Below are 25,565 nucleotides of genomic sequence, written 5' to 3'. Positions count from 1 at the left end.
CGCTCACGTTCCCTTCAGACTGATGCCGCCCACCGTATTCATCGTTTCCGACGGTACCGGGATCACTGCCGAAACCTTCGCGCATTCGATCCTCTCCCAGTTCGACCAGAAATTCCGGCTCGTTCGCGTGCCGTTCGTCGATTCGACCGAAAAAGCCTACGCGACGCTCGAGAAGATCAACGAAGCGGGCCGCCAGGAAGGCCGCCGGCCGATCGTATTCACGACGCTCGTGAACAGCGGATCGAACCAGATCGTCAAAGGTTCGAATGCGCTCGTGCTCGACATGTTCCAGACCTTCGTCGAGCCGCTCGAACAGGAGCTGGAGCTGAAGTCGAGCCACGCGATGGGCCGCGGGCACCAGAACGCCGACACCGAGGAATACAAGAACCGCATCGAGGCGATCAACTTCTCGCTCGCGCACGACGACGGCCAGTCGAACCGCAATCTCGCCGAAGCCGACGTGATTCTGGTGGGTGTATCGCGCAGCGGCAAGACGCCGACAAGCCTTTATCTCGCGATGCAGTACGGCGTAAAGGCGGCGAACTATCCGCTGATTCCCGAAGACTTCGAGCGCGCCAAGCTGCCCACGCCATTGCTCGCGCATCGCGACAAGATGTTCGGACTGTCGATCGATCCGCAGCGCCTCGCCGAAATTCGCAACGAGCGGCGTCCCGGCAGCAAGTACGCGTCGATCGAAAGTTGCCGTTATGAGATCAACGAAGCGGAAGCGATGATGCGGCGTGAGGGAATCAAGTGGCTCTCGTCGACGCACAAGTCGATCGAGGAAATCGCCACCACGATCCTGCAGGAAATCAGGCTCGACCGGCCTTCGTACTGATCGACGGCCGACCTTCTCAGGAACGTCCGCGCTGCTGCCGGCACTGTTCGAAAAGACAGACGGCCGCGGCGGCCGCGACGTTCAGCGATTCCATGCCGCCCGGTTGCGGAATCGTGACCCGCTGGGCGACCGCGGCGCGCCACGCCGCCGACACGCCCGCGCCTTCATTGCCGAATACCCACGCATGCTGACCGGACAGGTCGCAATCGTAAATGGCCTGCGCGCCATGCGAATCGGTGATAGTGACAGGCACCGCGAGCCGTTCGATCAGCGCCTGCGGCTCGATGTCCTCGTGAATGCGCAGCAGGAAGTGCGCGCCCATCGCCGAGCGCAGCACCTTCGATGCCCACGCATAGGCGGTGCCCTGCACGCAGAACACATCGCCGATACCGGCCGCGGCCGCACTGCGCAGAATCGAACCGACATTGCCGGCGTCCTGCACGCCGTCGAGCACGACGCAGCTTTGCGTCACGTGTTCGGGTGGCGTCATCGTGGGCCGTTCGACGAGCAGCAGCATGCCGACGCCATTGACGACATTCGATAACTGGCCGAACAACGTATCGGGCAACGTCACGATGCGCGACGATTCGATGCGAGCGACAATCGCCTGGGCTTCGCCGTGACTCAACGCGCCTTCGGTGACGACGCAGATTTCCGGCTGCCCCACGGCATCGAGATACGCACTTGCAAGGTGAAACCCTTCGAGCAGCGCGTGCGCGCTGCGGCGTTGCTGATGCGTCGAGCCGGCGAGCGCCTTCAGACGTTTATAGAGCGGATTGTCGCGCGAGGTGATGGGCTTCACGTGTGGGGTTTCGCGTCTGGGGTTTCGCGTCTGGGGTTTCGCGTCTGGATTGACGGTCGCGCCGCGCGGTTCAGAACGGCGGGCGATCGAGATCGAGCGACGCGTCGTCGAATGCATCGTTGCCGAAAGCGGCCGGTTCGACGATCACGGTCCCGGACGGCAGATCGCCAAGCGCGACGCCAAGCCGCAGATGCGCTTCGCGCACCGGCGCGAACGAGCGCCGATGATGCGCGCAAGGCCCATGCTCGCGCAGCGCCAGCAGATGTTGCGGCGTGCCGTAGCCCGCATGAGCGTCGAACCCGTACACGGGGAAGGTCTGATGCAGATCGAACAACATGCGGTCGCGCGTAACCTTCGCAAGTATCGACGCCGCCGAAATGCACGGCACGAGCGCATCGCCACTGACGATCGCCTCGCTGCGCACGCTCAGTGTCGGGCAGCGATTGCCATCGATCTTCGCCAGCGTCGGCACGACCGAGAGTCCTTCGACTGCGCGTTTCATGGCGAGCATTGTTGCGTGCAGGATGTTCAGCGTATCGATTTCTTCGACCGACGCCGACGCGACGCACCATGCGAGCGAACGCTCGACGATCTTGTCGTAGAGCGCCTCGCGCTTCTTCGCGCTCAGCACCTTCGAATCGTCGAGGCCGCGAATGCGCCGCTTCGGGTCGAGAATGACCGCGGCGGCCACCACCGGACCCGCCAGCGGCCCACGCCCGGCTTCGTCGACACCGCAGATGATATCGAGCGGCGATTCGAAATCGAGCCCCGGCTGCACGGCAATCACGGCTTTGGCGGCAACCGTCCTGACTCTTTTCGGCGCGCTTTTTGCCCCGCTTTTTACGCCGCTTTTTACGCCGCTTGCCGCCCTCTCGGCCGCAGCGGCTTTCGTATGGCCCGACAACGCCTTCTCGCTCATGCCCGCCCCTTGCTGCGCGACTCGACAACCTGCGCGACCGCTTCCGCGGCCCGCTGCGCCGTGTTCTGTCTGAGCACGTGATGCATTTCCGTGAAGATTTCCGTCAGCGTGCGCCGGTTCGCGTCGTCGCGCAACTGGGTCAACGTCGCATCGGCAAGCGCTTGCGGCGTGGCGAAATGCTGCAGGATTTCGGGCACGACGAAACGCCCCGCGAGAATATTCGGCAAGCCGACATACGGCAGGTAGCCCTGCCGGCGCATGATCTGCCCCGTCAGCCACGGCACCTTGTACGAAATCACCATCGGCTTCTTGAGCAGCGCCGCTTCGAGCGTAACCGTGCCGCTCTTCACGAGCAGAGCGTCGGCGGCCGTCATGGCGAGCTGCGCGTTGCCCTCGGTCACCGTCAGTGCGAGCCCGGCGTGCGTGTCGATCAGCGGCTTGAGCTGCTCGCGCAGCGCCGGCGTCGCGGCCGGCATCACGAAGCGCACGCCCGGTTCGCGCGCCTGCATCAGCGCCATCGCGTCGAAAAACGTCGGGCCGATCAGTTCGATTTCCGAGCGGCGGCTGCCCGGCAGCACCGCGATCACGGGGCCGCTGGCGGGCAGGCCAAGCGTGCTGCGTGCGCCGGCGACGTCGGGCTCGAGTGGAATCTGATCGGCCAGCGGATGCCCGACGTAAGTCGCGGCGACGCCTGCCTTCTCGAGCAGCGGTTTCTCGAACGGAAACACGCACAGCATGTGGTCGACCGCCTTCGCGATCTTCTTGATGCGCCCGCCGCGCCACGCCCAGATCGATGGGCACACGAGATGCACAGTCGGAATGCCCGCATCGCGCAGCGCGTGTTCGAGGCCGAAATTGAAATCCGGCGCATCGATGCCGACGAACGCGTCGGGCGGATCCGCGAGCAGTTGACGCTTGAGCTCGTTGCGGATGCCGAGAATCTCGGGAATATGCCGCAGCGCTTCGACATAGCCGCGCACTGTCAGCTTTTCCATCGGAAAATGCGCGTCGAAGCCATGCGCGATCATGCGCGAGCCGCCAATGCCGTAACTGCGCGCGGCCGGCAACCGCGCCGCGAGGCCGTCGAGCAGCGCCGCGCCGAGTATGTCGCCGGACGGTTCGCCGGCGACCATCGCTAGCCGAGGCTGGCTGGAGTGCAACGACATCGCGCGTTAGCGGATGATGCCGCGCTGCGACGATTCGACGAAGTCGACGAACGCGCGCACCGCTTCGTCGCCGTCGCCGCCCGCCGTCGCGAGTTCGCGCAGTTGCACCTTCGCTTCTTCGAGCGACAGGCCGTTTTTGTACAGCAGCCGGTACGCCGAACGCAGCGCCGAAATCGCATCGGGCGAGAAGCCGCGCCGGCGCAGCCCCTCGACGTTGATGCCGTGCGGCTCGGCCTTGTTACCGGCCGCGATCACGAACGGCGGGATGTCTTGCACGAGCGCCGATGCGCCGCCCAGCATCGAATGCGCGCCGATGCGCACGAACTGATGCACGCCCGACATGCCGCCGACGATCGCATAGTCGCCGATGAGCACGTGCCCCGCCATCTGCGCGTTGCTCGACAGAATCACGTTGTTGCCGATCTGGCAGTCGTGGCCGATGTGCACGTACGCCATAATCCAGTTGTCGTCGCCGACCGTCGTCACGCCCGTGTCCTGCACGGTGCCGGTGTGGATCGTGGTGAATTCGCGAATCGTGTTGCGGTGGCCGATCACGAGCTTCGTCGGCTCGCCTTTGTACTTCATGTCCTGCGGCCGGCCGCCGATCGATGCGTAGTGGCCGATGCTGTTGTCTTCGCCGAGCGTCGTGTGACCTTCGATCACGCTGTGCGAACCGACCGTGGTCCGCGCGCCGATCGTGACGTTTGCGCCGACGATGGCGTACGGTCCGATGTCGACCGTGTCGTCGAGCTGTGCACCCGGCTCGATGATCGCAGTGGGATGAATCCTGCTCATGCGCCCTCGCTTTCTAGTTCAGTTGGCGTGCGTCTTGCCGCCGTCAGCCCTCGTCCGACGTGCGCACCGCACACATCAGGTCCGCTCCCGCGGCCACCGCGCCGTCGACTTCCGCGCGCGCCTTGAACTTCCAGATGCCGCGCATATGACGCTCGAACGTCACGTTCAGAATAAGCTGGTCGCCCGGTTCCACGACGCGCTTGAAGCGCGCATTGTCGATACCGACGAACAGGTAGAGCGTGTTGTCGGGGTCGTGCGGCTCTTCCGCGAACGTCAGCAGCGCGGCTGTCTGCGCGAGCGCTTCGAGGATCAGCACGCCGGGCATCACCGGACGCTTCGGGAAGTGCCCGACGAAGTACGGCTCGTTGATCGTGACATTCTTCAGCGCCTTGATCGCCTTGTGCGGCTCGAGTTCGACCACCCGGTCGACCAGCAGGATCGGATAGCGATGCGGCAGCAGCGTCAGAATCTTGTGAATGTCGAGGTTGATTTTTTCGGTGCTCATGGTATTTCGTTTCACGCGCAGTTTCGTCGTGGTTTTGTCGCAGTTTCACCGCAGTTTCGTGATCATGACGCGACGATAAAGTGGATGCCGGTGCAGTGAATGAGTCACATGCGGCCGCCGGTGCGCTTCATCAGCCCGCTTCATCAGGTCGCTTCATCAGGTCGATTACCGGATCGCTTCTCCGGGTCACCCGCGATACCCGGCGACTACGGCGCCGTGGGTTCGCTTCGCCTGTTTCACGCTTTCTCGCGGTATCGGCCGGCGCTCCCCGATCGTGCGTTTCTACTCCCTTGTTGTCGTTTGTTGCTCGCGCCTTCAGGTGCGACTTGCGTTGCGACTCGAGTCGAGACTTCAGCCGCGCCTGTTAGCCGCAGTTGCTGCTTGCGTCTGTTGCCACCTGTTACCGACTGTTGCCTGTACGGCGTTATGCCTTGCCGCTCGCGTCGCCCGCAGCCTTGGCTTCAACCTTGGCCTCAAGCGCCTTGATCCGGTCGCGCAATTTGTCGAGATTGCGCAGCAGCGCGGCGCTCCTGTTCCACTCCGCATGCTCGACGGCCGGAAACGCGCTCGTGTACAAACCCGGCTTCAACAGCGACTTCGACACGCCCGACTTCGCGGTCACGATGACGTAATCGCCGAGCGTCACGTGGCCCGCGATGCCGACCGCGCCGCCGATCATACAGTGCTTGCCGATCGTCGTGCTGCCCGCGATGCCCGCGCAGCCAGCAATCACCGTATACGCGCCGATCCGGCAATTGTGCGCAATTTGCACGAGGTTATCGATTTTCACGCATTCCTCGATCACGGTGTCGGCCATCGCGCCGCGGTCGATCGTCGTGTTCGCGCCGATCTCGACATCGGGACCGATCGTCACGCCGCCGACCTGCGGAATCTTGACCCAGCTGCCCGTACGCGCGTCGCCATCGCCGACGAAGTCCGGTGCGAAGCCGAAGCCGTCGGAGCCGATTACCGCGCCGGACTGCACGATCGCGCGCTCGCCCAGGGCGCAGCCATGGTACACGGTGACATTCGGATACAGATGCGACCCGGCGCCGATCCGCGTGCCGCGACCGATGAACACATTCGCATCGAGACGCACGTTTTCGCCGATCACCGCGCCCGCTTCGACGGTCACGTTCGGACCGATGACCGCGCTCGCCGCAACCTGCGCGGCCGCGTCGACGTGCGCGCTGCGATGGACGCCCGGCACCGCCTTCGGGGAAGCCAGGTCGATAAATGCCTGTGCGACGCGCGCGAAGTAAGCGTACGGATTCGGCGTGACGATGAAGTTACGCCCGTCGGGCGATGCGAGTTTCGCGAGGTCGTCCGCGTTGATCAACACGGCCCCCGCCTGGGTGGTATCGACCTGCGACAGATACTTGGGGTTCGCGAGGAACGCCAGGTGTTCCGGGCCGGCCTGGTCCAGCGGCGCCAGATTGCTGACGCGACGCGTTCGGTCTCCGACAATGTCGCCGCCGAAGCGTCTGACGATCTCCTCGAGCGTAAAAGCCATATGCGTGTACTGCTCCTGATTTCGTTCAGCGCCCAGGTTGGCGCTTAACAAGGTACCGGGTATTCTGACTTCGGTACCGGCCTGCTGCTCTTTTGCGTCAGTTCGTATTGTTCGGTGCGGCCAGCGCCTTCAACACCTGATCGGTAATGTCGATGCGCGGACTCACATACACCGCTTCCTGCACGATCAGATCGTAGTGTTGCTGTTCGGCGATCTGCTTGATGACCTTGTTCGCGCGGTCCAGCACCGCGGCGAGCTCTTCATTACGGCGCTGGTTCAGGTCTTCGCGAAACTCGCGCTGCTTGCGCTGAAAATCGCTATCGAGCTGCGACAGGTCGCGTTGCTTCTGTGCGCGGTCGGTGGGCGACATCGCCGGACCATTCTTGTCGAGCGAATCGGACATCGATTTCAGACGCTGCGCCATATCCTGCAGATCCTTGTCGCGCTTCGCGAACTCGGCTTCGAGCTTCGCCTGGGCCGCCTTCGCCGCCGCCGATTCGCGCAGGATGCGGTCCGAATTGACCGCCGCAATACGCGCTTCCTGCGCCTGCGCGGCTTGCACGATGCCCGCCCCCAAGGCCACCGTCAGCGCCAGAGCGCATGCCACACGTTTCGAAATCATACCGGTTAGCAAAGTCATCCTCTCGATACTGTAAGGGTCGCCGTTCATCCGGTCAGAATGCCGTCCCGATCTGGAACTGGAACTTCTGATACTGGTCGCCCGTATGCTTCTGCACCGGGAAGCCCAAGCTCAGCTTGAGCGGCCCGATTGGCGAAATCCACGCGAGACCAAAGCCGTAAGCGTAGCGCAGGCCATTCGAGCCGACCGTCGTGTTGCCGCCCTGGGCAGGATCACCCCAGACGTTACCGGCGTCGATGAACGTGAACACACGCAGCGTGCGGTCATAGCCGGTGCCCGGCAGCGGGAACGTGAGCTCGATATTGCCGACGAACATCTTGTTACCGCCGACCGGATCGTTCGTGGTCTTGTCACGCGGACCCAGCGAACTCGGCTCATAGCCGCGCACCGAACCGATACCACCCGCGTAGTAGTTCTTGAAGATCGGGAACGGATTGCCGATACCGTTACCGTAGCCGCCCTGCACGTTAAAGCCGAGCACGAAGCCGCGCGCAAACGAGTAATAGTACTGCGCCTGCAGATCGGCCTTGTAATACTGTGTACCGCCGACCGGCGTACCGTATTCGGCATTCGCCTGCGTAAAGTAACCGCGGCTCGGTACCAGCGCGCTGTCGCGATTGTCGCGCGACCAGCCGACTGTCAGCGGCACGTTGTTCGATACGCGGCCGAAGTCCTGCACGTAGTTCTTGTACGTCTGCGGCGTGCTCGCGTCGACGTCGAGCGTGTTCTGTTCAAAGCCCACGCCGAAGAACACCGTATCGACTTCGGAGAACGGGATGCCGAACTTGAGGTCGCCACCCACCGTCACGATCCGGAAGCTCGAATCGGTCGAATAGAAAAGCGGCTCGTACGTGCGGTAGTAGACGTCCGTGATGCGCTTGATGCCGTCCACCGTGAAGTACGGATCGACCTGGGTAACCGTCAGCGTGCGGTACGTCTTCGCGGTGTTCACGTTGACCGACAGACTGGTGCCGGAGCCGAACACGTTGTCCTGCGACACACCGGCCGAGAGCACCACCTTATCCGTCGACGAGAAACCCGCACCGAGCGTAATCGCGCCCGTCGGTTTTTCCGTCACCTTCACATCGACGTCGACCTGGTCGGGTGTGCCTTCGACCGGCACCGTGGTGACATCGACATCGGTGAAGTAGCCCAGACGGTTGATGCGGTCCTTCGACAGCGCGAGGCGGTTCGAATCGAACCACGAGCTTTCGAGCTGGCGCATTTCGCGGCGCACGACTTCGTCGCGCGTACGCGTGTTGCCGACCACGTTGACGCGGCGCACATAGACGCGGCGGCTCGGGTCGACCTGCAGCGTGAGGTCGACCTTGTGATGCTCCTGATCGATTTGCGGCAGCGCGTTGACGGTGGCGAATGCGTAGCCGTATTCGCCGAGCTTGTCGACGATCGCTTTGGTGGTGGCCTGCAGCTTTTCGGCCGAGAAACGCTCGCCCGGTTTGATCTTGATCAGCTTGGTGAGCTCGGCCTCGCGATCGAGCAGATTACCCGCGAGTTTGATGCTCGAGATCGTGTACGGCTCGCCCTCGTGCAGCGTGATCGTCAGGTACATGTCCTTTTTATCGGGCGTGATCGACACCTGGGTCGACTCGATGTTGAACTCGAGATAGCCGCGATTGAGGTAATACGAGCGAACGTTTTCGAGGTCGCCGGTCAGCTTTTCCTTCGAGTACAGATCGTTCTTCGTGTACCAGGAAAACCAGTTCGGCGTGGACAGCTGCATTTCGTCGCGCAGCGTGCCGGTGCTGAAAGCCTTGTTGCCGATGAAGTTGATCTGGCGGATCTTCGCGCTCGGGCCTTCGACCACCGAGAACAGCAGACCCACGCGGTTACGGTCGATCGGCGTAACCGTGGTGGTGACTTCGGCCGCATAGAAGCCGCGCGTCAGATATTGGCGCTTCAACTCCTGTTCGGCCTTGTCGACGAGCGCCTTGTCGTAATACCGGCCTTGCGACAGACCGACCGCGCGCAGCGCTTTGGTCAGGTTGTCTTTTTCGAATTCGTGGATACCGGAGAAATCGATCGTGCCGATGGCCGGACGCTCGGCCACCTGGACGATCACGACATTGCCTTCGGTCGCAATCTTGACATCGTTGAAAAAGCCCGTTGCGTACAGCGCGCGGATCGCTTCGGAAGCTTTGTCGTCAGTGAACGTATCGCCCTGCTTGATCGGCAGATAGGAGAACACGGTACCCGGTTCGACCCGTTGCAAACCCTCGATCCGAATGTCTTGCACCACAAAGGGTGTCGTTGCGTGGGCGATGAGCCCATGCGCGGCGAATGCCGCGGCTACAACTGTTTTAGGAACAAAGCGATGAGGTTTGAACAACGTGCTTCCCCAGTGTTATAGCTGCATCAGGTCCGACGGTCGTTGCGAACGCCGCCTGACACCTTTAAAAATGGATTAAACGAGCAAGATCGTTAAAAAGCGCGATCGCCGACAGGGCGACGATGCACGCAAGTCCCGCTCTTTGAAGAACCAGCTGCCAGCGATCGGATACCGCCTTACCCGTAACCGCCTCAACCAAATAATATAACAGATGCCCCCCGTCCAATACCGGAATTGGTAAAAGGTTGAGAACGCCGAGGCTTATGCTGACAAGCGCGAGGAACGAAAGGAATGCTGACGGTCCGAGTCTTGCGCTCTTGCCTGCATAGTCAGCAATCGTCACCGGACCCGACAGATTCTTCAGCGACGCCTCGCCGACAATCATGCGGCCGAACATCCGTATCGAATAGACGCCGAGTTCCCACGTGCGGTTTGCGCCGAGCCGCAGGCTTTCGACCGGGCCATAACGCACATCGATCGAGGGCACCTGCGTAGCGAGTTCTGCGCCGATACGGCCGACGTTCTCGCCGCTTGCCTCGTCGCGCTGCGCGGCGGGCACGAGCGTGATCGTATGCATGACGCCCGTTTGTGTTTTCGCTTGTGCCTCTGCTTGTGAGTCTGCTTGTAAGTCTGCTTGTGCGCCGGGTTGCGCGACACCTTGCGAGGCTTGTGCGCCGCGCTCGACTTGCAGCGTGATCGGCTTGCCCGCGTGCGACTTGATGTAATTGATAAACGTGGTCGCGTTATCGGCCGGATGGCCGTCGACCGCGCGCAGACGATCGCCGGCTTCGAGGCCCGCGCGTTGTGCCGCACTGCCGCGCTGCACACCGGCGACCGACAGCGTGCCGCCGCCGGGCTCGAAGCCCAGACGCGACATGAAATTGTCATCGACTTCCTTGTCCGCGAGGCTCTCGAGGCTCAGCGGAAAGTCGAACGTGCCGTTCCGGTCCTTCGCGGTCAGCACGACGTTGCGATGATCGAACGCCGCGCCGAGCAGCTTCCAGCGCAAGTCGGACCACGAACGCACGGGCTCCGCGTCGCCGCCGCTCGCATCGCGCACCGCGGTAACCGTTTCGCCGCCTTCGAAGCCGGCGTGCGCCGCGGCCGTATTCATCGCAGGTGAAGCGACGATCGCCGCGGGCTCCGTCACCCCGGTCGCGAATACCGCGGCGAACAGCACGATGGCCAGCAGGAAGTTGGCGATCGGCCCCGCCGCAACAATCGCAAAGCGTTTGCCGACCGACTGCCGGTTGAACGCATAGCGCAGTTGGTCGTCGGGAATGCGCGCGCCCTCTTCGCGCTCGTCGAGCATTTTCACGTAGCCGCCGAGCGGCAGCATCGCAATCGTCCATTGCGTGCCGGTTTTCTTGCTGACCCACTGTGCAAGCGGTTTGCCAAAACCGATCGAGAAACGCAGCACCTTCACGCCGCACAGCCGCGCGACGCTATAGTGGCCGTACTCGTGCACCACCACCAGCACGCCGATCGCAACGATAAAGGCGAGTACTTCGGTCAGCAGATTCATAGACGCCTCACTGAGTGGCGCGCTCCGTGCGCCGCGCGAGCGACGGCAGCGCGTCGATCATCGACGACGCCGCGCGCCGCGCCGCAGCATCGGCTTCGATCACATCGTCGAGGCTCGCTGCATCGCGATTGGGCAGCGCGTTCAACACGGCATCGACAACTTGCGCGATGGCCGTGAAACCGATGCGGCGCGTGAGAAACGCGTCGACGGCGATTTCATTGGCCGCGTTGAGCGCCGCGCTGGCCACGCCGCCCGCGGCGAGCGCCTTCATCGCGAGCGCGAGACACGGAAAGCGCGCGTAATCGGGTTTTTCAAACGACAGCGTCGCGATCTGCGCGAGATCGAGCGGCGCCACGCCCGAGTGGACGCGCTCCGGAAACGCGAGCGCGTGCGCAATCGGCGTGCGCATGTCGGGGTTGCCCAGTTGCGCGAGCACCGATCCGTCCGCATACGACACCAGCGAATGAATCACGCTTTGCGGATGAATCAGCACGTCGATACGATCGCCTGCGAGACCGAAGAGCCAATGCGCTTCGATGACTTCGAGGCCCTTGTTCATCATCGTCGCGGAGTCGACCGAGATCTTGCGGCCCATGACCCAGTTCGGATGCTTACAGGCTTCTTCCGGCGTCACGTCGATGAGGCTTGCCGGTTCGCGCGTGCGGAACGGTCCGCCCGATGCGGTCAGAATGATCTTCGAGACGCCGCCGTGTAACGCCGCTTCGCGCGGCAGACATTGGAAAATCGCGTTGTGCTCGCTGTCGACCGGCAGCAGGATCGCGCCGTTATCGCGAACCGCATCCATGAAGATCGCGCCGGACATGACGAGCGCTTCCTTGTTCGCGAGCAGAATGCGCTTGCCGGCGCGCGCGGCCGCAAGGCTCGGCGCCAGTCCCGCCGCGCCGACGATGGCCGCGACCACCGTATCGCAGCCCTCGCTGGCCGATACGTCGACGAGCGCCTGCGGTCCGTGCAGCACTTCGGTCTTGCAGCCCGCGGCGCGCAGCTTGCCCGCGACCTGTTGCGCGGTCGTCGCATCGCCGACCACGGCCACTTCAGGCTTGAAGCGCAGGCATTGTTCGACGAGCTTGTCGCCGTTGCGGTGCGCCGAAAGCGCATAGACGGAAAAACGCTCGGGGTGACGCGCCACCACGTCGAGCGTGCTGTCTCCAATCGAGCCGGTGGAACCGAGCAAGGTCAATCGTTTCTTCATGTCTCTTTTCTCTAGCCGAGCAGCAGCATGGCGAGCGGCAGCACGGGCAACAACGCGTCGATGCGGTCGAGGACGCCGCCGTGGCCGGGCAGAAGGCCGCTCGAATCCTTGACGCCGGCCTGGCGTTTCAACATCGACTCGAACAGGTCGCCGACCACGCTGAACGCGACGAGCAGCGTCAGCGCAATGAACGCGCGTACGGAACCGAGGTGTTCCAGCAGCGCATAAAACAGGGTCGGCTCGAATGCGCGGGTCAGCACCGCGAGCGCGGCGACGATCATCACCGCGAGCCAGCCGCCGATCGCACCCTCCCAGGTCTTGCCGGGGCTGATCGCGGGCGCCAGCTTGTGCTTTCCAAAAGCCTTACCGGCGAAGTATGCGCCGATATCGGCCAGCCAGACCACCAGCAGCAGGGAAAGCACGAATGCGACGCCGGCGAGGCGCGCGGCCACGAGTGCGTGCCAGCACGCCGCAAACGCGACCACGCCGGCCACCAGCAGGAATACGCGCCAGCCGCCTGCGGCCAGCGTGGGCTTACGAATCAGCACGAACGGGCCGACCAGCACCCAGAAAATCGCGGCCGCCTCGAACAGCGGCCGCGGTGCGACGAACCCGACGCCGAGCTTCGTGCTCGCCACGAGCGCGAGCGCTGCGACGATCGCGTAGACGATCGGTCCCGCGCCCGTCAGCTTCAGAAGCCGCGCCCACTCCCACGCGGCAAACACGACCACGAACGCGATCAGCGCGCCGAATGCGCCGATTGGCGCAAACAGCGTAACGGGCACGAGCACCGCCAGCAGAACGACCGCCGTGATGACACGGGTCTTCAGCATGAAAGCGAATCGGCGTTCTGCGACTGCGGCGACTGCGTCTCGAGCTGGGCGCTGGTGCGCCCAAAGCGCCGCTCCCGCTCGGTGTAGGACGCGATCGCGTGATTCAGCGCATCGGCGTCGAAATCCGGCCAGAACGTGTCGGTGAAATAGAACTCGGTATAGGCGAGCTGCCACAGCAGGAAGTTGGAGACGCGCTGCTCGCCGCCCGTGCGGATAAAGAGGTCCGGCTCCGGCGCGTACGCCATCGCGAGATGCTCGCTGAAGGCTTCCTCGCTGACTTCGACCGCACGGCCCGTGAGCGCCGCCTCGTCGACGAGCTTGCGGGTCGCTTGCATGATGTCCCAGCGGCCGCCGTAGTTCGCGGCAATCGTCAGCGTCAGGCGCGTATTGCGCGCGGTCTTCGTTTCCGCGCGCCGGATCAGATCCTGGATGCGCCGGTCGAACGCCGACAGATCGCCGACCACGCGCAGCTTGATGCCGTTCGCATGCAGCTTGCCGATTTCGCGTTCGAGCGCGGTGACGAAAAGGCGCATCAGGAACGAGACTTCGTCTTCCGGACGCCGCCAGTTTTCGGAGCTGAATGCAAAAAGCGTCAGATATTCGACGCCGCGCCGCGCGCACGCTTCGACCGTCGCGCGCACCGCGTCGACGCCGCGCGAATGGCCGGCCACGCGAGGCAGCCGGCGCTGCGTCGCCCAACGGCCGTTGCCGTCCATGATGATCGCGATGTGACGCGGCACAGCCGAGACATCAGGTACGAGAACGGTTGAGCTGGTATAGGTCATGGCCGTCGGGAAGTAACGCTGCAAATGAAGAAGTGAAGATTTGAAGGTGTGAATGCCGCGGCATCAGACCGTCATGATCTCGGCTTCTTTCGTCTGCACGAGCTTGTCGATTTCCGCGACGAATTTGTCCGTCAGCTTCTGCACGTCGTCGCCGGCGCGACGCTCGTCGTCTTCGGAAATCTCTTTGTCTTTCACGAGCTTTTTCAGTTGCTCGTTCGCGTCGCGGCGCAGATTGCGCACCGCAACCTTGGCCGTTTCGCCTTCGCTCTTGACGACCTTGGTCAGCTCGCGGCGGCGTTCCTCGGTCAGCGCCGGCATCGGCACACGGATCACATCGCCCTGCGCGGCCGGGTTCAGGCCCAGGTCCGATTCGCGGATGGCCTTTTCGACCACCGTGACCATTTTCTTCTCCCACGGCTGAACGCCGATCGTGCGCGCGTCGACGAGCGTCAGGTTCGCGACCTGCGAAATCGGCACAGGCGAGCCGTAATAGTCGACCTGGATGTGGTCGAGCAGCCCCGTGTGCGCACGGCCCGTGCGGATCTTCGACAGATCGTTCTTGAACGCGTCGATCGAGCGCTGCATTTTCTGTTCAGCGCCCTTCTTGATGTCAGCCACAGACATGATTAAACCTCCGAACCTTCAAAACGATGCGAGCCGGCCAGCAGGCGAATAGCCGCGACCCGGGCTCGCGCTCGAACCCAGCTGATGTGACAAGGAGTTTACACGTGCACGAGCGTGCCTTCGTCTTCGCCCTGGATAATGCGCTTGAGCGCCCCGGGTTTGACGATCGAAAACACACGGATCGGCAGCTTCTGATCGCGGCACAGCGCGAACGCGGTCGCGTCCATCACCTGCAGGTTGCGGCCAATTGCCTCATCGAAGCTGATCGTCGTGTAGCGCGTGGCCGACGTGTCCTTGCGCGGATCGGCCGAATAGACACCGTCCACCTTGGTGGCCTTCAGTACGACTTCCGCGCCCACTTCCGAGCCGCGCAGCGCGGCGGCCGTATCGGTCGTGAAGAACGGGTTGCCGGTACCGGCCGCGAAAATCACGACCTTGCCCTCTTCGAGCTGACGGATCGCGCGCGGGCGAATGTACGGCTCGACCACCTGATCCATGCGCAGCGCCGACTGGACGCGCGCCTCGATGCCCGCGTGGCGCATCGCATCCTGCAGTGCGAGCGCGTTCATCATTGTCGCGAGCATGCCCATGTAGTCGGCGGTCGCGCGGTCCATGCCGGCCGCGCCGCCCGCGACACCGCGGAAAATATTGCCGCCGCCGATCACGACGGCCAGTTGCGTACCGAGCCGCACCACCTCGGCCACGTCCGCCACCATTCTTTCGATCGTCGCGCGATTGATGCCGAAGGCATCGTCGCCCATCAAGGCTTCGCCGGAGAGTTTCAGGAGGACGCGTTTATAGGCAGTGGGCATAGGGATATCCAGATCGCGCAGTAGACAACAACGTGGAACTGTAGGGGTGAAATGCTGATTCGGGCAAGCGCCGCCAAATTCATTGGCTGTCCCGGCAAGGCCTGTGGCGCGGGTTGTATCGCACACCCACCCGATGCCGCACACTGCCTTGTGCCGAACCGCCCGCCGGGCGACCGTGGCCCGACGGCATCCGACCACATCCGAACGATCTCCGGCGGCGCTGCCGGCCCGCGGCGGCATACTACGCCGACGCGGGTACCACGGTGAAGCGTGAAGCAGGTAAAAAATGAAACCGTCTGCTACGTGCCTGCTACCTTAGCGTTTATTGCTGCTTTGCAGCAGCGACTTGCGCAGCCACTTCGGCCGCGAAGTCGTCCTGACGCTTTTCGATGCCCTCGCCGACCACGAACAGCGCAAACTTCTGCACGCTCGTGCCCGCGGCCTTCAGCATCTGCTCAATGGTCTGCTTGTCGTTCTTCACGAACGGCTGGTTCAACAGCGACACTTCCTTCAGGAACTTCTGCACGCTGCCGTCGACCATCTTCGCGACGATTTCCGCCGGCTTGCCCGACTCGGCCGCCTTCTGCTCGGCGATGCTGCGCTCCTTCGCGATCAGATCGGCCGGCACTTCGTCGGCCGACAGCGACACCGGCTTCATTGCGGCGATGTGCATCGCGACGTCCTTGCCGACCTGCTCGTCCGCGCCCGTGTACTCGACGAGCACGCCGATACGCGTGCCGTGCAGATACGAAACCAGCTTGTTCGGCGTTTCGAAGCGCGCAAAGCGGCGGATCGACAGGTTTTCGCCGATCTTGCCGACGAGCGCGAGACGCACCGCGTCGACGGTTTCGCCGTTCAGCGTCAGCGCCGACAGCGCCGCGACGTCAGCCGGGTTCTTTGTTGCGACCAGTTCCGCGATCTGCTTCGCGAACGCGTTGAAATCGTCGTTCTTCGAGACGAAGTCGGTTTCGCAGTTCAGTTCGACGATCGCGCCCGCGTTGCCGCCGATGAACGACGCGATCACGCCTTCCGCCGTCACGCGCGAGGCAGCCTTGCTGGCCTTGTTGCCGAGCTTCACGCGCAGCAGTTCTTCCGCACGCGCCATGTCGCCATCGGCTTCGGTCAGCGCCTTCTTGCATTCCATCATCGGCGCATCGGTCTTCGCGCGCAGTTCTGCAACCATGCTTGCGGTAATTGCCGCCATCATTCGCTCCTTGAGTCTGTACTTGCCGCCGGCCGCGCCGCCCACTGCGGGCCGCCCTGCCCACGGCAAAGATCCGTTTCGCCCGACTCGCACCGCTGTCGCCCGCTGCGCGCCGTGCTCTTTACCTGACTGCTGCCGGCGCGCCGCCTGAGTATCGGCTGCGCTTCCGGCAGGCACATTCTTAAAGGCACCGGCTTAAAAAAAGGGGGCCTCTAGCTAGCCCCCTTTTTTGCCGGACCCAGATCGCCTGAGCCGCCTCAGGCTTCTCCGTTGACCTCGACGAACTCGTCGCCGTCGTCACCGCCGCGCGCCGCCTGCACGACTTCGTTGACCGCGTTCGCGCGGCCTTCGAGGATCGCGTCAGCCACGCCTTGCGCATACAGCGTCACCGCCTTGCTCGCGTCGTCGTTGCCGGGGATGACATAGTCGACGCCTTCCGGCGAGTGGTTCGTATCGACCACGGCGATAACCGGCACGCCGAGCTTGTTCGCTTCCGTCACAGCAATCTTGTGATAGCCGACGTCGACCACGAAGATCGCATCCGGAATGCCGCCCATATCTTTCACGCCGCCGATCGACTTCTGCAGCTTGGCGATTTCGCGTTCGAACAGCAGCGCTTCCTTCTTGCTCATCTTTTCGAGCTCACCCGCCTCGACCGCCGTTTCCATGTCCTTCAGGCGCTTGATCGATACCTTCAGCGTCTTGAAGTTGGTCAGCATGCCGCCGAGCCAGCGTGCGTTCACGAACGGCATGCCCGCGCGCTGCGCCGCTTCCGCGATCGTGTCGCGCGACTGGCGCTTCGTGCCGACGAACAGGATCGTGCCGCGGTTCGCTGCCAGTTGACGCACGTACTTCAGCGCGTCGTTGTACATCGGCAGCGTCTTTTCGAGGTTGATGATGTGAATCTTGTTGCGATGGCCGAAAATGAACGGGGCCATCTTGGGGTTCCAGAAGCGCGTCTGGTGACCGAAGTGGACACCGGCTTCCAGCATCTGACGCATGGTAACTGCCATGAATTGAATCTCCGCGAGGGTTGGGTCTTAAGCCGGCTGCCGTATCCGTGGCGCGCTCCACATTTCGATTCTTGCGACGCATCTTTCGACGCATTTTCGAAACTGGACGCCGCGGACACCCTGGGTGCGCCGGCTTGCGAGTTAGCCGCCTGCCTTGTTTGCTTTCCGGTTTGCCTTTAATAGCGTCGGCAAGGTTAACCTTGCCTTAAGAACAAAATGAAAAGTTGGCGAGCGACTTAGCCGAAGATTATAGCACGCGACTATTGCACGGCTCAACCCGACCGGCCGGATACGAAGAGACCCGCGAAGCGGTCCACGAAGCAACCCACGAAGCAACCGAAGCAGGCCGGATGGAACGCCAGACCGCCGGGCAAACGCGCGGGAAAGGCCGTCACCGCCCTCATCCACCTTGCAAAAGCCTGCGGCAGCGGGAAGATGGTGCGATAATTCGCGCATAAATCCGCATTTCAGGCCCACATTTGAGGCCAACCGTCAGGTCAACCCCAGGCGCACCCTGGGGCATCGCCAGGTTTCCTTCAAGGCCCCATCCAATGACTATTACGCTCAGAAACGAACAGGACATCGAGCAGATGCGCGTCGCCGGCCGGCTCGCGAGCGAAGTGCTCGACTACATCACGCCGTTCGTCAAGGTCGGCGTCACGACGGGCGAACTCGACCGCCTGTGCCACGAATATATGGTGAACGTGCAAGGCACGATTCCCGCCCCGCTCAACTACCAGCCCCCCGGCTATCCGCCGTATCCGAAATCGGTCTGCACGTCGGTCAACGACGTGATCTGTCACGGCATTCCCGGCGACAAGGTGCTCAAGAACGGCGACACGCTCAATATCGACGTCACCGTCATCAAGAACGGCTTTTTCGGCGACACGAGCCGCATGTTCGTGATCGGCGAGGGGTCGATTCTGGCGAAGCGCCTCGTGCAGACCACTTACGAATGCATGTGGCTCGGCATCGAACAGGTACGCGCGGGCGCGCATCTCGGCGACATCGGCCACGCCATCCAGAAGCACGCGGAAGCGCACGGCTATAGCGTCGTGCGCGAATACTGCGGGCACGGCATCGGCACCGTGTTCCACGACGACCCTCAGGTGCTGCACTACGGGCGCCCCGGCACCGGCATCGAACTCGAAGCCGGCATGATCTTCACGATCGAGCCGATGATCAACGCGGGACGCCGCGACATCCGCACGATGCCCGACCAGTGGACCGTCAAGACGAAAGACCGCAGCCTCTCCGCGCAGTGGGAACATACGATTCTCGTCACGCCGACCGGTTACGAAGTGCTGACGGTTTCCGCCGGCACGCCCGAGCGTCCGCAGATCGTCGCCGCCGCCACCGCCTGATCGTTCCTGTCACCCCGTACATCCACTGCCTATGAGTAGCGTTGCAGCCGCCCAGTCCGAAGCCACGTCCCTGAAGGCGGACTACAAGATGGCCAAGAACCCGTTGCTGGAGCGCTTCAAGACGGCGGCCAACGTCGACGCGCCGATGCGCGCGCTCGCGCACATCACCGACGAAGCGTTGAAAAGCGCGTGGTCCACGTGCGAATTGTCGTCTTCGTTTGCGCTCGTCGCCGTGGGCGGCTACGGCCGCGGCGAACTCGCACCGCATTCGGATATCGACATCCTCGTGCTGCTGCCCGACGAGCCGGTGCCCGGCAGCGAAGCGTGCATCGAGAAGTTCATCGGCCTTGCCTGGGACCTCGGACTCGAACTCGGCAGCAGCGTGCGCAGCGTATCGCAGTGCCTCGAAGAAGCCGCCAACGACGTGACCGTGCGCACCTCGCTGCTCGAAGCGCGGCGCATTTGCGGCAGCACCGCGGTCTTCGAGAGCTTTGCGCTGCGCTATCAGGACGCGCTCGATCCGCGCGCGTTTTTCCAGGCGAAAGTGCTGGAAATGCGGCAACGGCACGCGAAGTTTCAGGACACGCCGTACTCGCTCGAACCGAACGTCAAGGAAAGCCCGGGCGGGCTGCGCGACCTGCAGCTCATCCTGTGGGTGACGCGCGCCGCGGGCTTCGGCAACAGCTGGCGCGAACTCGAGACGCGCGGGCTCATCACGTCGCGCGAGGCGCGCGAGCTGCGCCGCAACGAAGCTTTCCTGAAGACGCTGCGCGCGCGGCTGCACATCGTCGCCGGACGCCGCCAGGACATCCTCGTTTTCGATTTGCAGACACCGCTTGCCGAGAGCTTCGGCTACAAGGCCACCAGCACCCGGCGCGCGAGCGAGCAGCTGATGCGGCGCTACTACTGGGCCGCGAAGGCGGTCACGCAGCTCGCCACGATCCTGATCCAGAACATCGAAGCACAGCTGTTTCCGAACACGAGCGGCATCACGCGCGTCATTTCGGAGCGCTTCGTCGAGAAGCAGGGCATGCTCGAAATCGCCACCGACGACGTCTTCGAGCGCTATCCGAGTGCGATTCTCGAGGCCTTCCTGCTGTACGAAGAAACGCCGGGCGTGAAGGGTCTGTCGGCGCGCACGCTGCGCGCGCTCTACAACGCGCGCGACAAGATGGACCAGCACTGGCGGCGCGACCCCGAGAACCGGCGCCTTTTCATGGCGATCATCAAGCAGCCGGCCGGCATCACACATGCGTTCCGTCTGATGAACCAGACGAGCGTGCTCGGCCGCTATCTGCTGAATTTCCGCCGCATCGTCGGACAGATGCAGCACGACCTGTATCACGTCTACACGGTCGACCAGCACATCCTGATGGTGCTGCGCAACCTGCGCCGTTTCGCGATTGCCGAGCATGCGCACGAATACCCGTTCTGCAGCCAGCTGATCACGAACTTCGACCGGCCGTGGGTGCTGTACGTGGCCGCGCTCTTTCACGATATCGCGAAGGGCCGCGGCGGCGACCACTCGAAGCTCGGCATGGCCGACGCGCGGCGTTTTTGCCGCGAGCACGGCATGGACGAGGAGGACAGCGCGCTGGTCGTGTGGCTCGTCGAGCAGCATCTGACGATGAGCCAGGTCGCGCAGAAGCAGGACACGAGCGACCCCGAAGTGATCAGGCGGTTTGCCGGACTGGTCGGCAACGAGCGGCGGCTCACGGCGCTCTATCTGCTGACCGTCGCCGATATCCGCGGCACGAGCCCGAAAGTCTGGAACACGTGGAAGGGCAAGCTGCTCGAGGACCTGTACCGCATCACGCTGTCGGTGCTCGGCGGCGCGCGGCCCGATGCGCACGCGGAAATGAAGACGCGCAAGGAGGAAGCGCTTGCGCTGCTACGGCTCGAAACCGTGCCCGAATATGCGCACAAAGTGCTGTGGGACAAGCTCGACGTCGGTTATTTCCTGCGTCACGACCCGGCCGATATCGCATGGCAGACACGCATGCTGTATCGCCATGTCGAAACCGGGACGCCGATCGTGCGGGCGCGGCCATCGCCGGTCGGCGAGGCGCTGCAGGTGCTCGTCTACGTGAAGGACCGCCCCGACCTGTTCGCCGGCATCTGCGCATACTTCGACCGCAACGGCCTGTCGGTGCTCGATGCGCGCGTCAGCACGACACAGCACGGTTACGCGCTCGATAACTTTATCGTCGCGCATACCGAACACGACGTGCACTATCGCGACATCGCGAATCTGGTCGAGCAGGAACTGGCGATCCGCCTTTCCGGCGCAACCGGTACACTGCTGCCTGAGCCGTCGAAGGGGCGGCTCTCGCGACTCTCGCGCACGTTTCCGATTACACCGCGCGTCGACCTGCGGGCCGACGAACGCGGCCAATACTACATCCTGTCCGTGTCCGCCAACGACCGGCCGGGCCTCCTCTATTCGATCGCGCGCGTGCTGGCCGAGCACCGGGTCGGCGTCCACGCGGCACGGATCAATACGCTCGGCGAACGCGTCGAGGACGTGTTTCTGCTCGACGGGCACGGCCTTTCCGACAACCGGCGTCAAATCCAGGTCGAAACCGAATTGCTGCGCGCGATCGCAGTGTAAAGCGCAGTTTCCAAAGCGCAGCCTCCATTTTTATGCGAACCAAGTTAACAGCGAAGCATCCGCGGCCGTCGTCGGCCGAACGCGCACCGGTGCGGCCGGGCAGCGCAAACGCACGCAAGCCTGTTGTGCGTAAGGCGCCGGTGAAACCCGACAGCAAAGCGGGGAGCGCGGGCGGCGGCAAACGCACAGTCGATCGCGCGCGCGGGACGGGGGCTGCGCCGGGTGCGGGGTCGACTCGTTCGGGCGCGGCCTCGGGCGGCGGTGCGCGCGCGAGCAAGCCTGCGACCGGGAGCCGTTCGCAAAGCGGCGCCCTGGCCACTGCGAGGTCGACGGAACGGCCCGCGGCCGGTGCGCGGCGCGCTTCGGCGCCCGGTGCTCGCGATGCCGGCGATAGAAACGCCGCGCGCGGCCGTAGCGACGCGGAAGGTGCGCCGCGACGCCCGTACACGGAGCGCACGCCTCGCTCCGGCACCGCTGCAGGCGACGACACTCGCCCGCGCCCAGCCACACGTCCTCGCAGCGACGCGGACGGCGCGCAACGGCGGCCGTTCAACGAGCGCGCACCGCGTTCGGGTGCTTCGGCAGGCGAAGGTGCGCCGCGACGGCCGTTCACGGAGCGCACGGCGCGCTCGCCCGCTTCGGCATCGGACGACCGACGCCCCCGCACTCGCGGCGACTCCGAAGGTGCGCCGCGACGGCCTCTTGCCGAGCGCACGGCGCGCGGTTCATCGTCGAGTACGGCCGCGCCGCGGCGAAGCGAGGGCGGCCCGGCCTCGGGCAAGCGCGAAATGCCCTCGGGCAAACGCGAGGTGCGTGGCACGCGCGAACGCGCTGACGACCGCCCGCGCCGCTCATCCGGCGATGCGCCGCAACGCCGGCCTGACGGGGACGCGCCCGGACGCCGGCCGTATGGCAATGCGCGTGGAACAAGCGAAGGACGACGGTCAGCGCGCCCCGACGCGCCTTATCGCGCAGCAGGCGACCGTGCGGCGTCAGCGCGCGGCGCGGATGCGCCTTACCGGTCGTCGTCCGATCGGGCAGCGCCGCCGCGCGAACGGACCTCGCGTGATGCCGAACGCCCATCCTCGACGCGCAGCCGGACGGACCCGCGCACGACCGGATCGACAAGCCGCGGCAGCGGCGAGCGCACGTTCGCGCGCCCTGTCAAAGGGTCGTATGCGGAGCGGCAGGAGCGCGTGGAACGCGACGAGCGACCGCGGCGCACGACGGCTTCAGCCGGCGCGCAGCGCGGCGGTAAAACCGACACGCCGCGCGCTGGCAAGGCCGATGCGCGGCGCGGCGGTAAGACCGAGACACCACGCGCTGGCAAGGCCGATGCGCAGCAGCGCGGCGGCAAAGCCGCACGGAGCACGAGCCCTTCGAGTCAGCACACCCCAGCAGCCGACATCGCCGAGCGCGCGCCCCGCCGCGAGTACGCCGACGCGCCCGGCATGCTGCGCCTGTCGAAGCTGATGTCCGAACTGGGCCTGTGCTCGCGCCGCGAAGCCGACGAGTGGATCGAGAAAGGCTGGGTGACCGTCGACGGCGAACGCATCGACACGCTCGGCACGCGCGTGCGACCCGACGTGAATATCGAGATCGACCCGGCCGCCGAAGTTGCGCAGGCGCGTCAGGTGACGATCCTGCTGCACAAGCCGGTCGGCTATGTGTCGGGCCAGGCGGAGGACGGCTATCAGCCGGCCATCACGCTCGTCACGCCGGCCAATCGCTGGGAAGGCGACCGCACCGACATCCGCTTTTCCGTCGCGCATCTGCGCCAGCTTGCGCCGGCCGGACGCCTCGACATCGATTCGACCGGCCTGCTCGTGCTGACGCAGGACGGCCGCGTCGCGAAACAGCTGATCGGCGGACATTCCGAGGTCGACAAGGAGTACCTCGTGCGCGTCGCCTATGGCGATGTCGAAACCGATGTCGACCAGCACTTTCCGCCGGAGAGCCTCGCGACCCTGCGTCACGGCCTCGAACTCGACGGCGTCCCGCTCAAGACCGCGCAGGTCAGCTGGCAGAATGGCGAGCAACTGCGTTTCGTGCTTCGCGAAGGCAAGAAACGCCAGATTCGCCGGATGTGCGAACTGGTCGGCCTGCACGTGGTGGGATTAAAGCGCGTGCGGATGGGTAAGGTCGCGCTCGGCGCGCTGCCGCCCGGCCAGTGGCGGTACCTGTCGGTCGACGAGGCGTTCTGAACGTACGCGGCGCACGCGCGGGCGGCTCGACCGGCCGCGCGATGGCGCCAGTCGCTCAATCGTCGCTGCGCGGATCGAGATCCGGAAACAGGATTTCCGTAAACCCGAACTTCGAGAAATCGGTAATCCGCATCGGGTACAGCTTGCCGATCAGGTGATCGCACTCGTGCTGCACGACGCGCGCATGAAAGCCTTCGGCGACGCGGTCGATCGGTTTGCCGAACTGGTCGAAGCCGTGATAGCGGATCATCGAGAACCGGTTCACGACACCGCGCAAGCCCGGCACCGACAGGCACCCTTCCCAGCCCTCTTCCATGTCCTGCGACACCGGCGTGATGGTGGGGTTGATCAGCACTGTTTCGGGCACCGACGGCGCATCGGGGTAGCGTTCGTTATGCCCGAACCCGAAGATCACGACCTGCAGATCGACGCCGATCTGCGGCGCGGCCAGCCCCGCGCCGTTCGCATCGTGCATCGTCTCGAACATGTCCTTGATGAGATCGTGCAGCTCGGGCGTATCGAAATGATCGACGGGATTGGCAATCCGCAAAAGGCGTGGATCGCCCATTTTCAGAATTTCGCGAATCATGTTGTCGGCCTCTCCAGAAGCTTGCGCATACCCTCTTCGTCGAGTACGGGAATGCCGAGTTCCTCGGCTTTCGCGAGCTTGCTGCCCGCTTCCGTGCCCGCCACCACATAATCGGTTTTCTTCGACACCGAACCGGCCACTTTTGCGCCCGCCGCCTCGAGCATTTCCTTCGCTTCCTCGCGCGCGAGGTTCGGCAGCGTGCCGGTCAGCACGATCGTCTTGCCGGCCAGCACGCCCTGCGGCGCCTTCGGCGCAGGCGGCCCTTCCGGCCACGTTACCCTGCCCGGCGCGCGCAGTTGATCGATCACCGTAAGATTGTGCTCTTCAGCGAAGAACTGATGGATCGCTTCGGCGACGATCGGGCCGACGTCGTTGACTTCGAGCAGTTCGTCGACGCTTGCGCTCATGATCGGATCGAGCGAGCCGAAATGCTTCGCGAGGTCCTTCGCGGTCGATTCGCCGACATGCCGGATACCGAGCGCATAGATAAAACGCGCGAGCGTGGTGTGCCTGGCCTTTTCGAGCGAGTCGAGCAGGTTCTGCGCGGATTTGTCGGCAAACCGGTCCAGTGCGGCGAGCGTCGAGAAGCCGAGATTGAAGAGGTCCGCCGGCGTGCGCACGAGGTTCTGCTCGACAAGCTGGTCGATGATCTTTTCGCCGAGCCCGTCGATATCGAGCGCGCGGCGCTGCGCGAAATGCCAGAGCGCCTGCTTGCGCTGCGCGGGACAGAAAAGGCCGCCGCTGCAACGCGCAATCGCCTCGTCGGGCAAACGTTCGATGGCCGAGCCGCAGACCGGGCATGAGGTCGGCATCACAAACGCCTGCGCGTCGGCCGGCCGCCGGTCGACGAGCGCGCCGACCACTTCGGGAATGACGTCGCCCGCGCGCCGCACAATCACGGTGTCGCCGATGCGAATGTCCTTGCGGCGCACTTCGTCTTCGTTGTGCAGGGTTGCGTTGGTGACCGTCGCGCCGCCGACGAACACGGGCTCGAGCCGGGCAACCGGCGTGATCGCACCGGTACGTCCGACCTGCACGTCGATCGCAACGAGTTTGGTCAGCGCCTCCTGCGCGGGAAATTTGTGCGCCAGCGCAAAACGCGGCGCGCGCGACACGAAGCCGAGCTTGTCCTGTTCCTCACGGCGATCGACCTTGTAGACGACTCCGTCGATGTCGTACGGCAGCGCATCGCGCTTCTCGCCGACTTTGCGGAAGAACGCGAGCAGCCCGTCCGCGCCCTGTACAACCGCGCGCTGGCTATTC

Annotated in this window: 21 protein-coding genes and 1 pseudogene; 4 read left to right on the top strand and 18 right to left on the bottom strand. The window is 64.1% G+C overall.

Features of this window, described 5'->3' with window-relative positions:
* The first annotated feature begins 22 nt into the window (after positions 1–22).
* Positions 23–838 (top strand): posphoenolpyruvate synthetase regulatory kinase/phosphorylase PpsR, encoded by an 816-nt coding sequence (gene ppsR / locus ACYPXD_RS14555; RefSeq protein ID WP_459712384.1) that lies wholly within the window; start codon positions 23–25, stop codon positions 836–838.
* Between the two features lie 16 nt (positions 839–854).
* Here ppsR and ACYPXD_RS14550 read toward each other — a convergent pair whose 3' ends face one another.
* From ACYPXD_RS14550 to rpsB, 16 genes are all read right to left on the bottom strand, one after another.
* Positions 855–1,640 carry a TrmH family RNA methyltransferase gene (locus ACYPXD_RS14550; RefSeq protein ID WP_459712382.1) on the bottom strand — a complete coding sequence of 262 codons (786 nt, stop codon included), beginning with the start codon at positions 1,638–1,640 and terminating at the stop codon, positions 855–857.
* 70 nt (positions 1,641–1,710) lie between these two features.
* Positions 1,711–2,559 (bottom strand): ribonuclease HII, encoded by an 849-nt coding sequence (rnhB, locus tag ACYPXD_RS14545; protein ID WP_459712378.1) that lies wholly within the window; start codon positions 2,557–2,559, stop codon positions 1,711–1,713.
* Complete coding sequence (gene lpxB / locus ACYPXD_RS14540; protein WP_459712376.1) at positions 2,556–3,725, bottom strand: lipid-A-disaccharide synthase; 1,170 nt, start codon at positions 3,723–3,725, stop codon at positions 2,556–2,558. Before lpxB ends, rnhB begins: the two co-directional genes overlap by 4 nt.
* A gap of 6 nt (positions 3,726–3,731) precedes the next feature.
* On the bottom strand, positions 3,732–4,520 hold the full coding sequence (gene lpxA / locus ACYPXD_RS14535; RefSeq protein WP_459712374.1) for an acyl-ACP--UDP-N-acetylglucosamine O-acyltransferase: 789 nt from the start codon (positions 4,518–4,520) through the stop codon (positions 3,732–3,734).
* 43 nt (positions 4,521–4,563) lie between these two features.
* Positions 4,564–5,025, bottom strand: coding sequence for a 3-hydroxyacyl-ACP dehydratase FabZ (gene fabZ / locus ACYPXD_RS14530; protein WP_459712372.1), 462 nt, complete (start codon positions 5,023–5,025; stop codon positions 4,564–4,566).
* Positions 5,026–5,449: 424 nt separating this feature from the next.
* Entirely contained in the window at positions 5,450–6,538 is a 1,089-nt protein-coding gene (gene lpxD / locus ACYPXD_RS14525; RefSeq protein WP_459712369.1) for a UDP-3-O-(3-hydroxymyristoyl)glucosamine N-acyltransferase, read from the bottom strand.
* 97 nt (positions 6,539–6,635) lie between these two features.
* A complete protein-coding gene (locus tag ACYPXD_RS14520; protein WP_459712365.1) occupies positions 6,636–7,178 on the bottom strand; it encodes an OmpH/Skp family outer membrane protein in 543 nt (180 codons plus the stop codon).
* A gap of 34 nt (positions 7,179–7,212) precedes the next feature.
* On the bottom strand, positions 7,213–9,525 hold the full coding sequence (gene bamA, locus ACYPXD_RS14515) for an outer membrane protein assembly factor BamA (RefSeq protein ID WP_459712363.1): 2,313 nt from the start codon (positions 9,523–9,525) through the stop codon (positions 7,213–7,215).
* Positions 9,526–9,589: 64 nt separating this feature from the next.
* The gene (rseP, locus tag ACYPXD_RS14510) at positions 9,590–11,050 is read right to left on the bottom strand and encodes an RIP metalloprotease RseP (RefSeq protein WP_459712359.1); all 1,461 of its coding nucleotides are present in this window, start codon (positions 11,048–11,050) and stop codon (positions 9,590–9,592) included.
* Positions 11,051–11,057: 7 nt separating this feature from the next.
* On the bottom strand, positions 11,058–12,263 hold the full coding sequence (locus tag ACYPXD_RS14505; RefSeq protein WP_459712357.1) for a 1-deoxy-D-xylulose-5-phosphate reductoisomerase: 1,206 nt from the start codon (positions 12,261–12,263) through the stop codon (positions 11,058–11,060).
* 11 nt (positions 12,264–12,274) lie between these two features.
* The gene (locus tag ACYPXD_RS14500) at positions 12,275–13,096 is read right to left on the bottom strand and encodes a phosphatidate cytidylyltransferase (protein WP_459712354.1); all 822 of its coding nucleotides are present in this window, start codon (positions 13,094–13,096) and stop codon (positions 12,275–12,277) included.
* Positions 13,090–13,881 (bottom strand): polyprenyl diphosphate synthase, encoded by a 792-nt coding sequence (gene uppS / locus ACYPXD_RS14495; RefSeq protein ID WP_459712352.1) that lies wholly within the window; start codon positions 13,879–13,881, stop codon positions 13,090–13,092. The genes ACYPXD_RS14500 and uppS overlap by 7 nt, the downstream gene beginning before the upstream one ends.
* 63 nt (positions 13,882–13,944) lie before the next feature.
* Positions 13,945–14,505, bottom strand: a complete 561-nt coding sequence (frr, locus tag ACYPXD_RS14490; RefSeq protein ID WP_219796371.1) for a ribosome recycling factor — start codon at positions 14,503–14,505, stop codon at positions 13,945–13,947.
* A gap of 98 nt (positions 14,506–14,603) precedes the next feature.
* Positions 14,604–15,317, bottom strand: a complete 714-nt coding sequence (gene pyrH, locus ACYPXD_RS14485) for a UMP kinase (RefSeq protein ID WP_459712349.1) — start codon at positions 15,315–15,317, stop codon at positions 14,604–14,606.
* A 322-nt stretch (positions 15,318–15,639) separates the two neighbouring features.
* Positions 15,640–16,521, bottom strand: coding sequence for a translation elongation factor Ts (tsf, locus tag ACYPXD_RS14480; protein ID WP_459712347.1), 882 nt, complete (start codon positions 16,519–16,521; stop codon positions 15,640–15,642).
* A gap of 257 nt (positions 16,522–16,778) precedes the next feature.
* The gene (gene rpsB / locus ACYPXD_RS14475) at positions 16,779–17,534 is read right to left on the bottom strand and encodes a 30S ribosomal protein S2 (RefSeq protein WP_308835285.1); all 756 of its coding nucleotides are present in this window, start codon (positions 17,532–17,534) and stop codon (positions 16,779–16,781) included.
* A 551-nt stretch (positions 17,535–18,085) separates the two neighbouring features.
* Here rpsB and map point away from each other — a divergent pair.
* The 3 genes and pseudogenes from map to ACYPXD_RS14460 all read left to right on the top strand — a co-directional run bounded on the left by map (position 18,086) and on the right by ACYPXD_RS14460 (position 23,713).
* Positions 18,086–18,898: a type I methionyl aminopeptidase gene (gene map / locus ACYPXD_RS14470; protein WP_459712343.1), complete on the top strand. Its 813-nt coding sequence runs from the start codon at positions 18,086–18,088 to the stop codon at positions 18,896–18,898.
* 31 nt (positions 18,899–18,929) lie between these two features.
* A complete protein-coding gene (locus ACYPXD_RS14465; protein WP_459712341.1) occupies positions 18,930–21,509 on the top strand; it encodes a [protein-PII] uridylyltransferase in 2,580 nt (859 codons plus the stop codon).
* A 222-nt stretch (positions 21,510–21,731) separates the two neighbouring features.
* Positions 21,732–23,713, top strand: a pseudogene (locus ACYPXD_RS14460) (pseudouridine synthase).
* A gap of 55 nt (positions 23,714–23,768) precedes the next feature.
* On the opposite strand, the gene def reads toward ACYPXD_RS14460, so the two are convergent.
* Complete coding sequence (def, locus tag ACYPXD_RS14455; protein ID WP_459712339.1) at positions 23,769–24,302, bottom strand: peptide deformylase; 534 nt, start codon at positions 24,300–24,302, stop codon at positions 23,769–23,771.
* Positions 24,299–25,565 (bottom strand): NAD-dependent DNA ligase LigA (gene ligA / locus ACYPXD_RS14450; protein WP_459712337.1); only part of this gene is annotated, 1,267 nt, incomplete at its 5' end. The genes def and ligA, both read right to left, overlap by 4 nt.

This window comes from Paraburkholderia sp. 2C, from assembly GCF_054589215.1.
This window is presented reverse-complemented; position numbering and strand designations above follow the sequence as displayed.

Coding starts and splice junctions, on each gene's coding strand:
- ppsR (WP_459712384.1), top strand. CDS start 23: ATGCCGCCCACCGTATTCATCGTTTCCGACGGTACCGGGATCACTGCC.
- rnhB (WP_459712378.1), bottom strand. CDS start 2,559: ATGAGCGAGAAGGCGTTGTCGGGCCATACGAAAGCCGCTGCGGCCGAG.
- lpxB (WP_459712376.1), bottom strand. CDS start 3,725: ATGTCGTTGCACTCCAGCCAGCCTCGGCTAGCGATGGTCGCCGGCGAA.
- lpxA (WP_459712374.1), bottom strand. CDS start 4,520: ATGAGCAGGATTCATCCCACTGCGATCATCGAGCCGGGTGCACAGCTC.
- fabZ (WP_459712372.1), bottom strand. CDS start 5,025: ATGAGCACCGAAAAAATCAACCTCGACATTCACAAGATTCTGACGCTG.
- lpxD (WP_459712369.1), bottom strand. CDS start 6,538: ATGGCTTTTACGCTCGAGGAGATCGTCAGACGCTTCGGCGGCGACATT.
- ACYPXD_RS14520 (WP_459712365.1), bottom strand. CDS start 7,178: ATGACTTTGCTAACCGGTATGATTTCGAAACGTGTGGCATGCGCTCTG.
- rseP (WP_459712359.1), bottom strand. CDS start 11,050: ATGAATCTGCTGACCGAAGTACTCGCCTTTATCGTTGCGATCGGCGTG.
- ACYPXD_RS14505 (WP_459712357.1), bottom strand. CDS start 12,263: ATGAAGAAACGATTGACCTTGCTCGGTTCCACCGGCTCGATTGGAGAC.
- ACYPXD_RS14500 (WP_459712354.1), bottom strand. CDS start 13,096: ATGCTGAAGACCCGTGTCATCACGGCGGTCGTTCTGCTGGCGGTGCTC.
- uppS (WP_459712352.1), bottom strand. CDS start 13,881: ATGACCTATACCAGCTCAACCGTTCTCGTACCTGATGTCTCGGCTGTG.
- frr (WP_219796371.1), bottom strand. CDS start 14,505: ATGTCTGTGGCTGACATCAAGAAGGGCGCTGAACAGAAAATGCAGCGC.
- pyrH (WP_459712349.1), bottom strand. CDS start 15,317: ATGCCCACTGCCTATAAACGCGTCCTCCTGAAACTCTCCGGCGAAGCC.
- tsf (WP_459712347.1), bottom strand. CDS start 16,521: ATGGCGGCAATTACCGCAAGCATGGTTGCAGAACTGCGCGCGAAGACC.
- rpsB (WP_308835285.1), bottom strand. CDS start 17,534: ATGGCAGTTACCATGCGTCAGATGCTGGAAGCCGGTGTCCACTTCGGT.
- map (WP_459712343.1), top strand. CDS start 18,086: ATGACTATTACGCTCAGAAACGAACAGGACATCGAGCAGATGCGCGTC.
- ACYPXD_RS14465 (WP_459712341.1), top strand. CDS start 18,930: ATGAGTAGCGTTGCAGCCGCCCAGTCCGAAGCCACGTCCCTGAAGGCG.
- def (WP_459712339.1), bottom strand. CDS start 24,302: ATGATTCGCGAAATTCTGAAAATGGGCGATCCACGCCTTTTGCGGATT.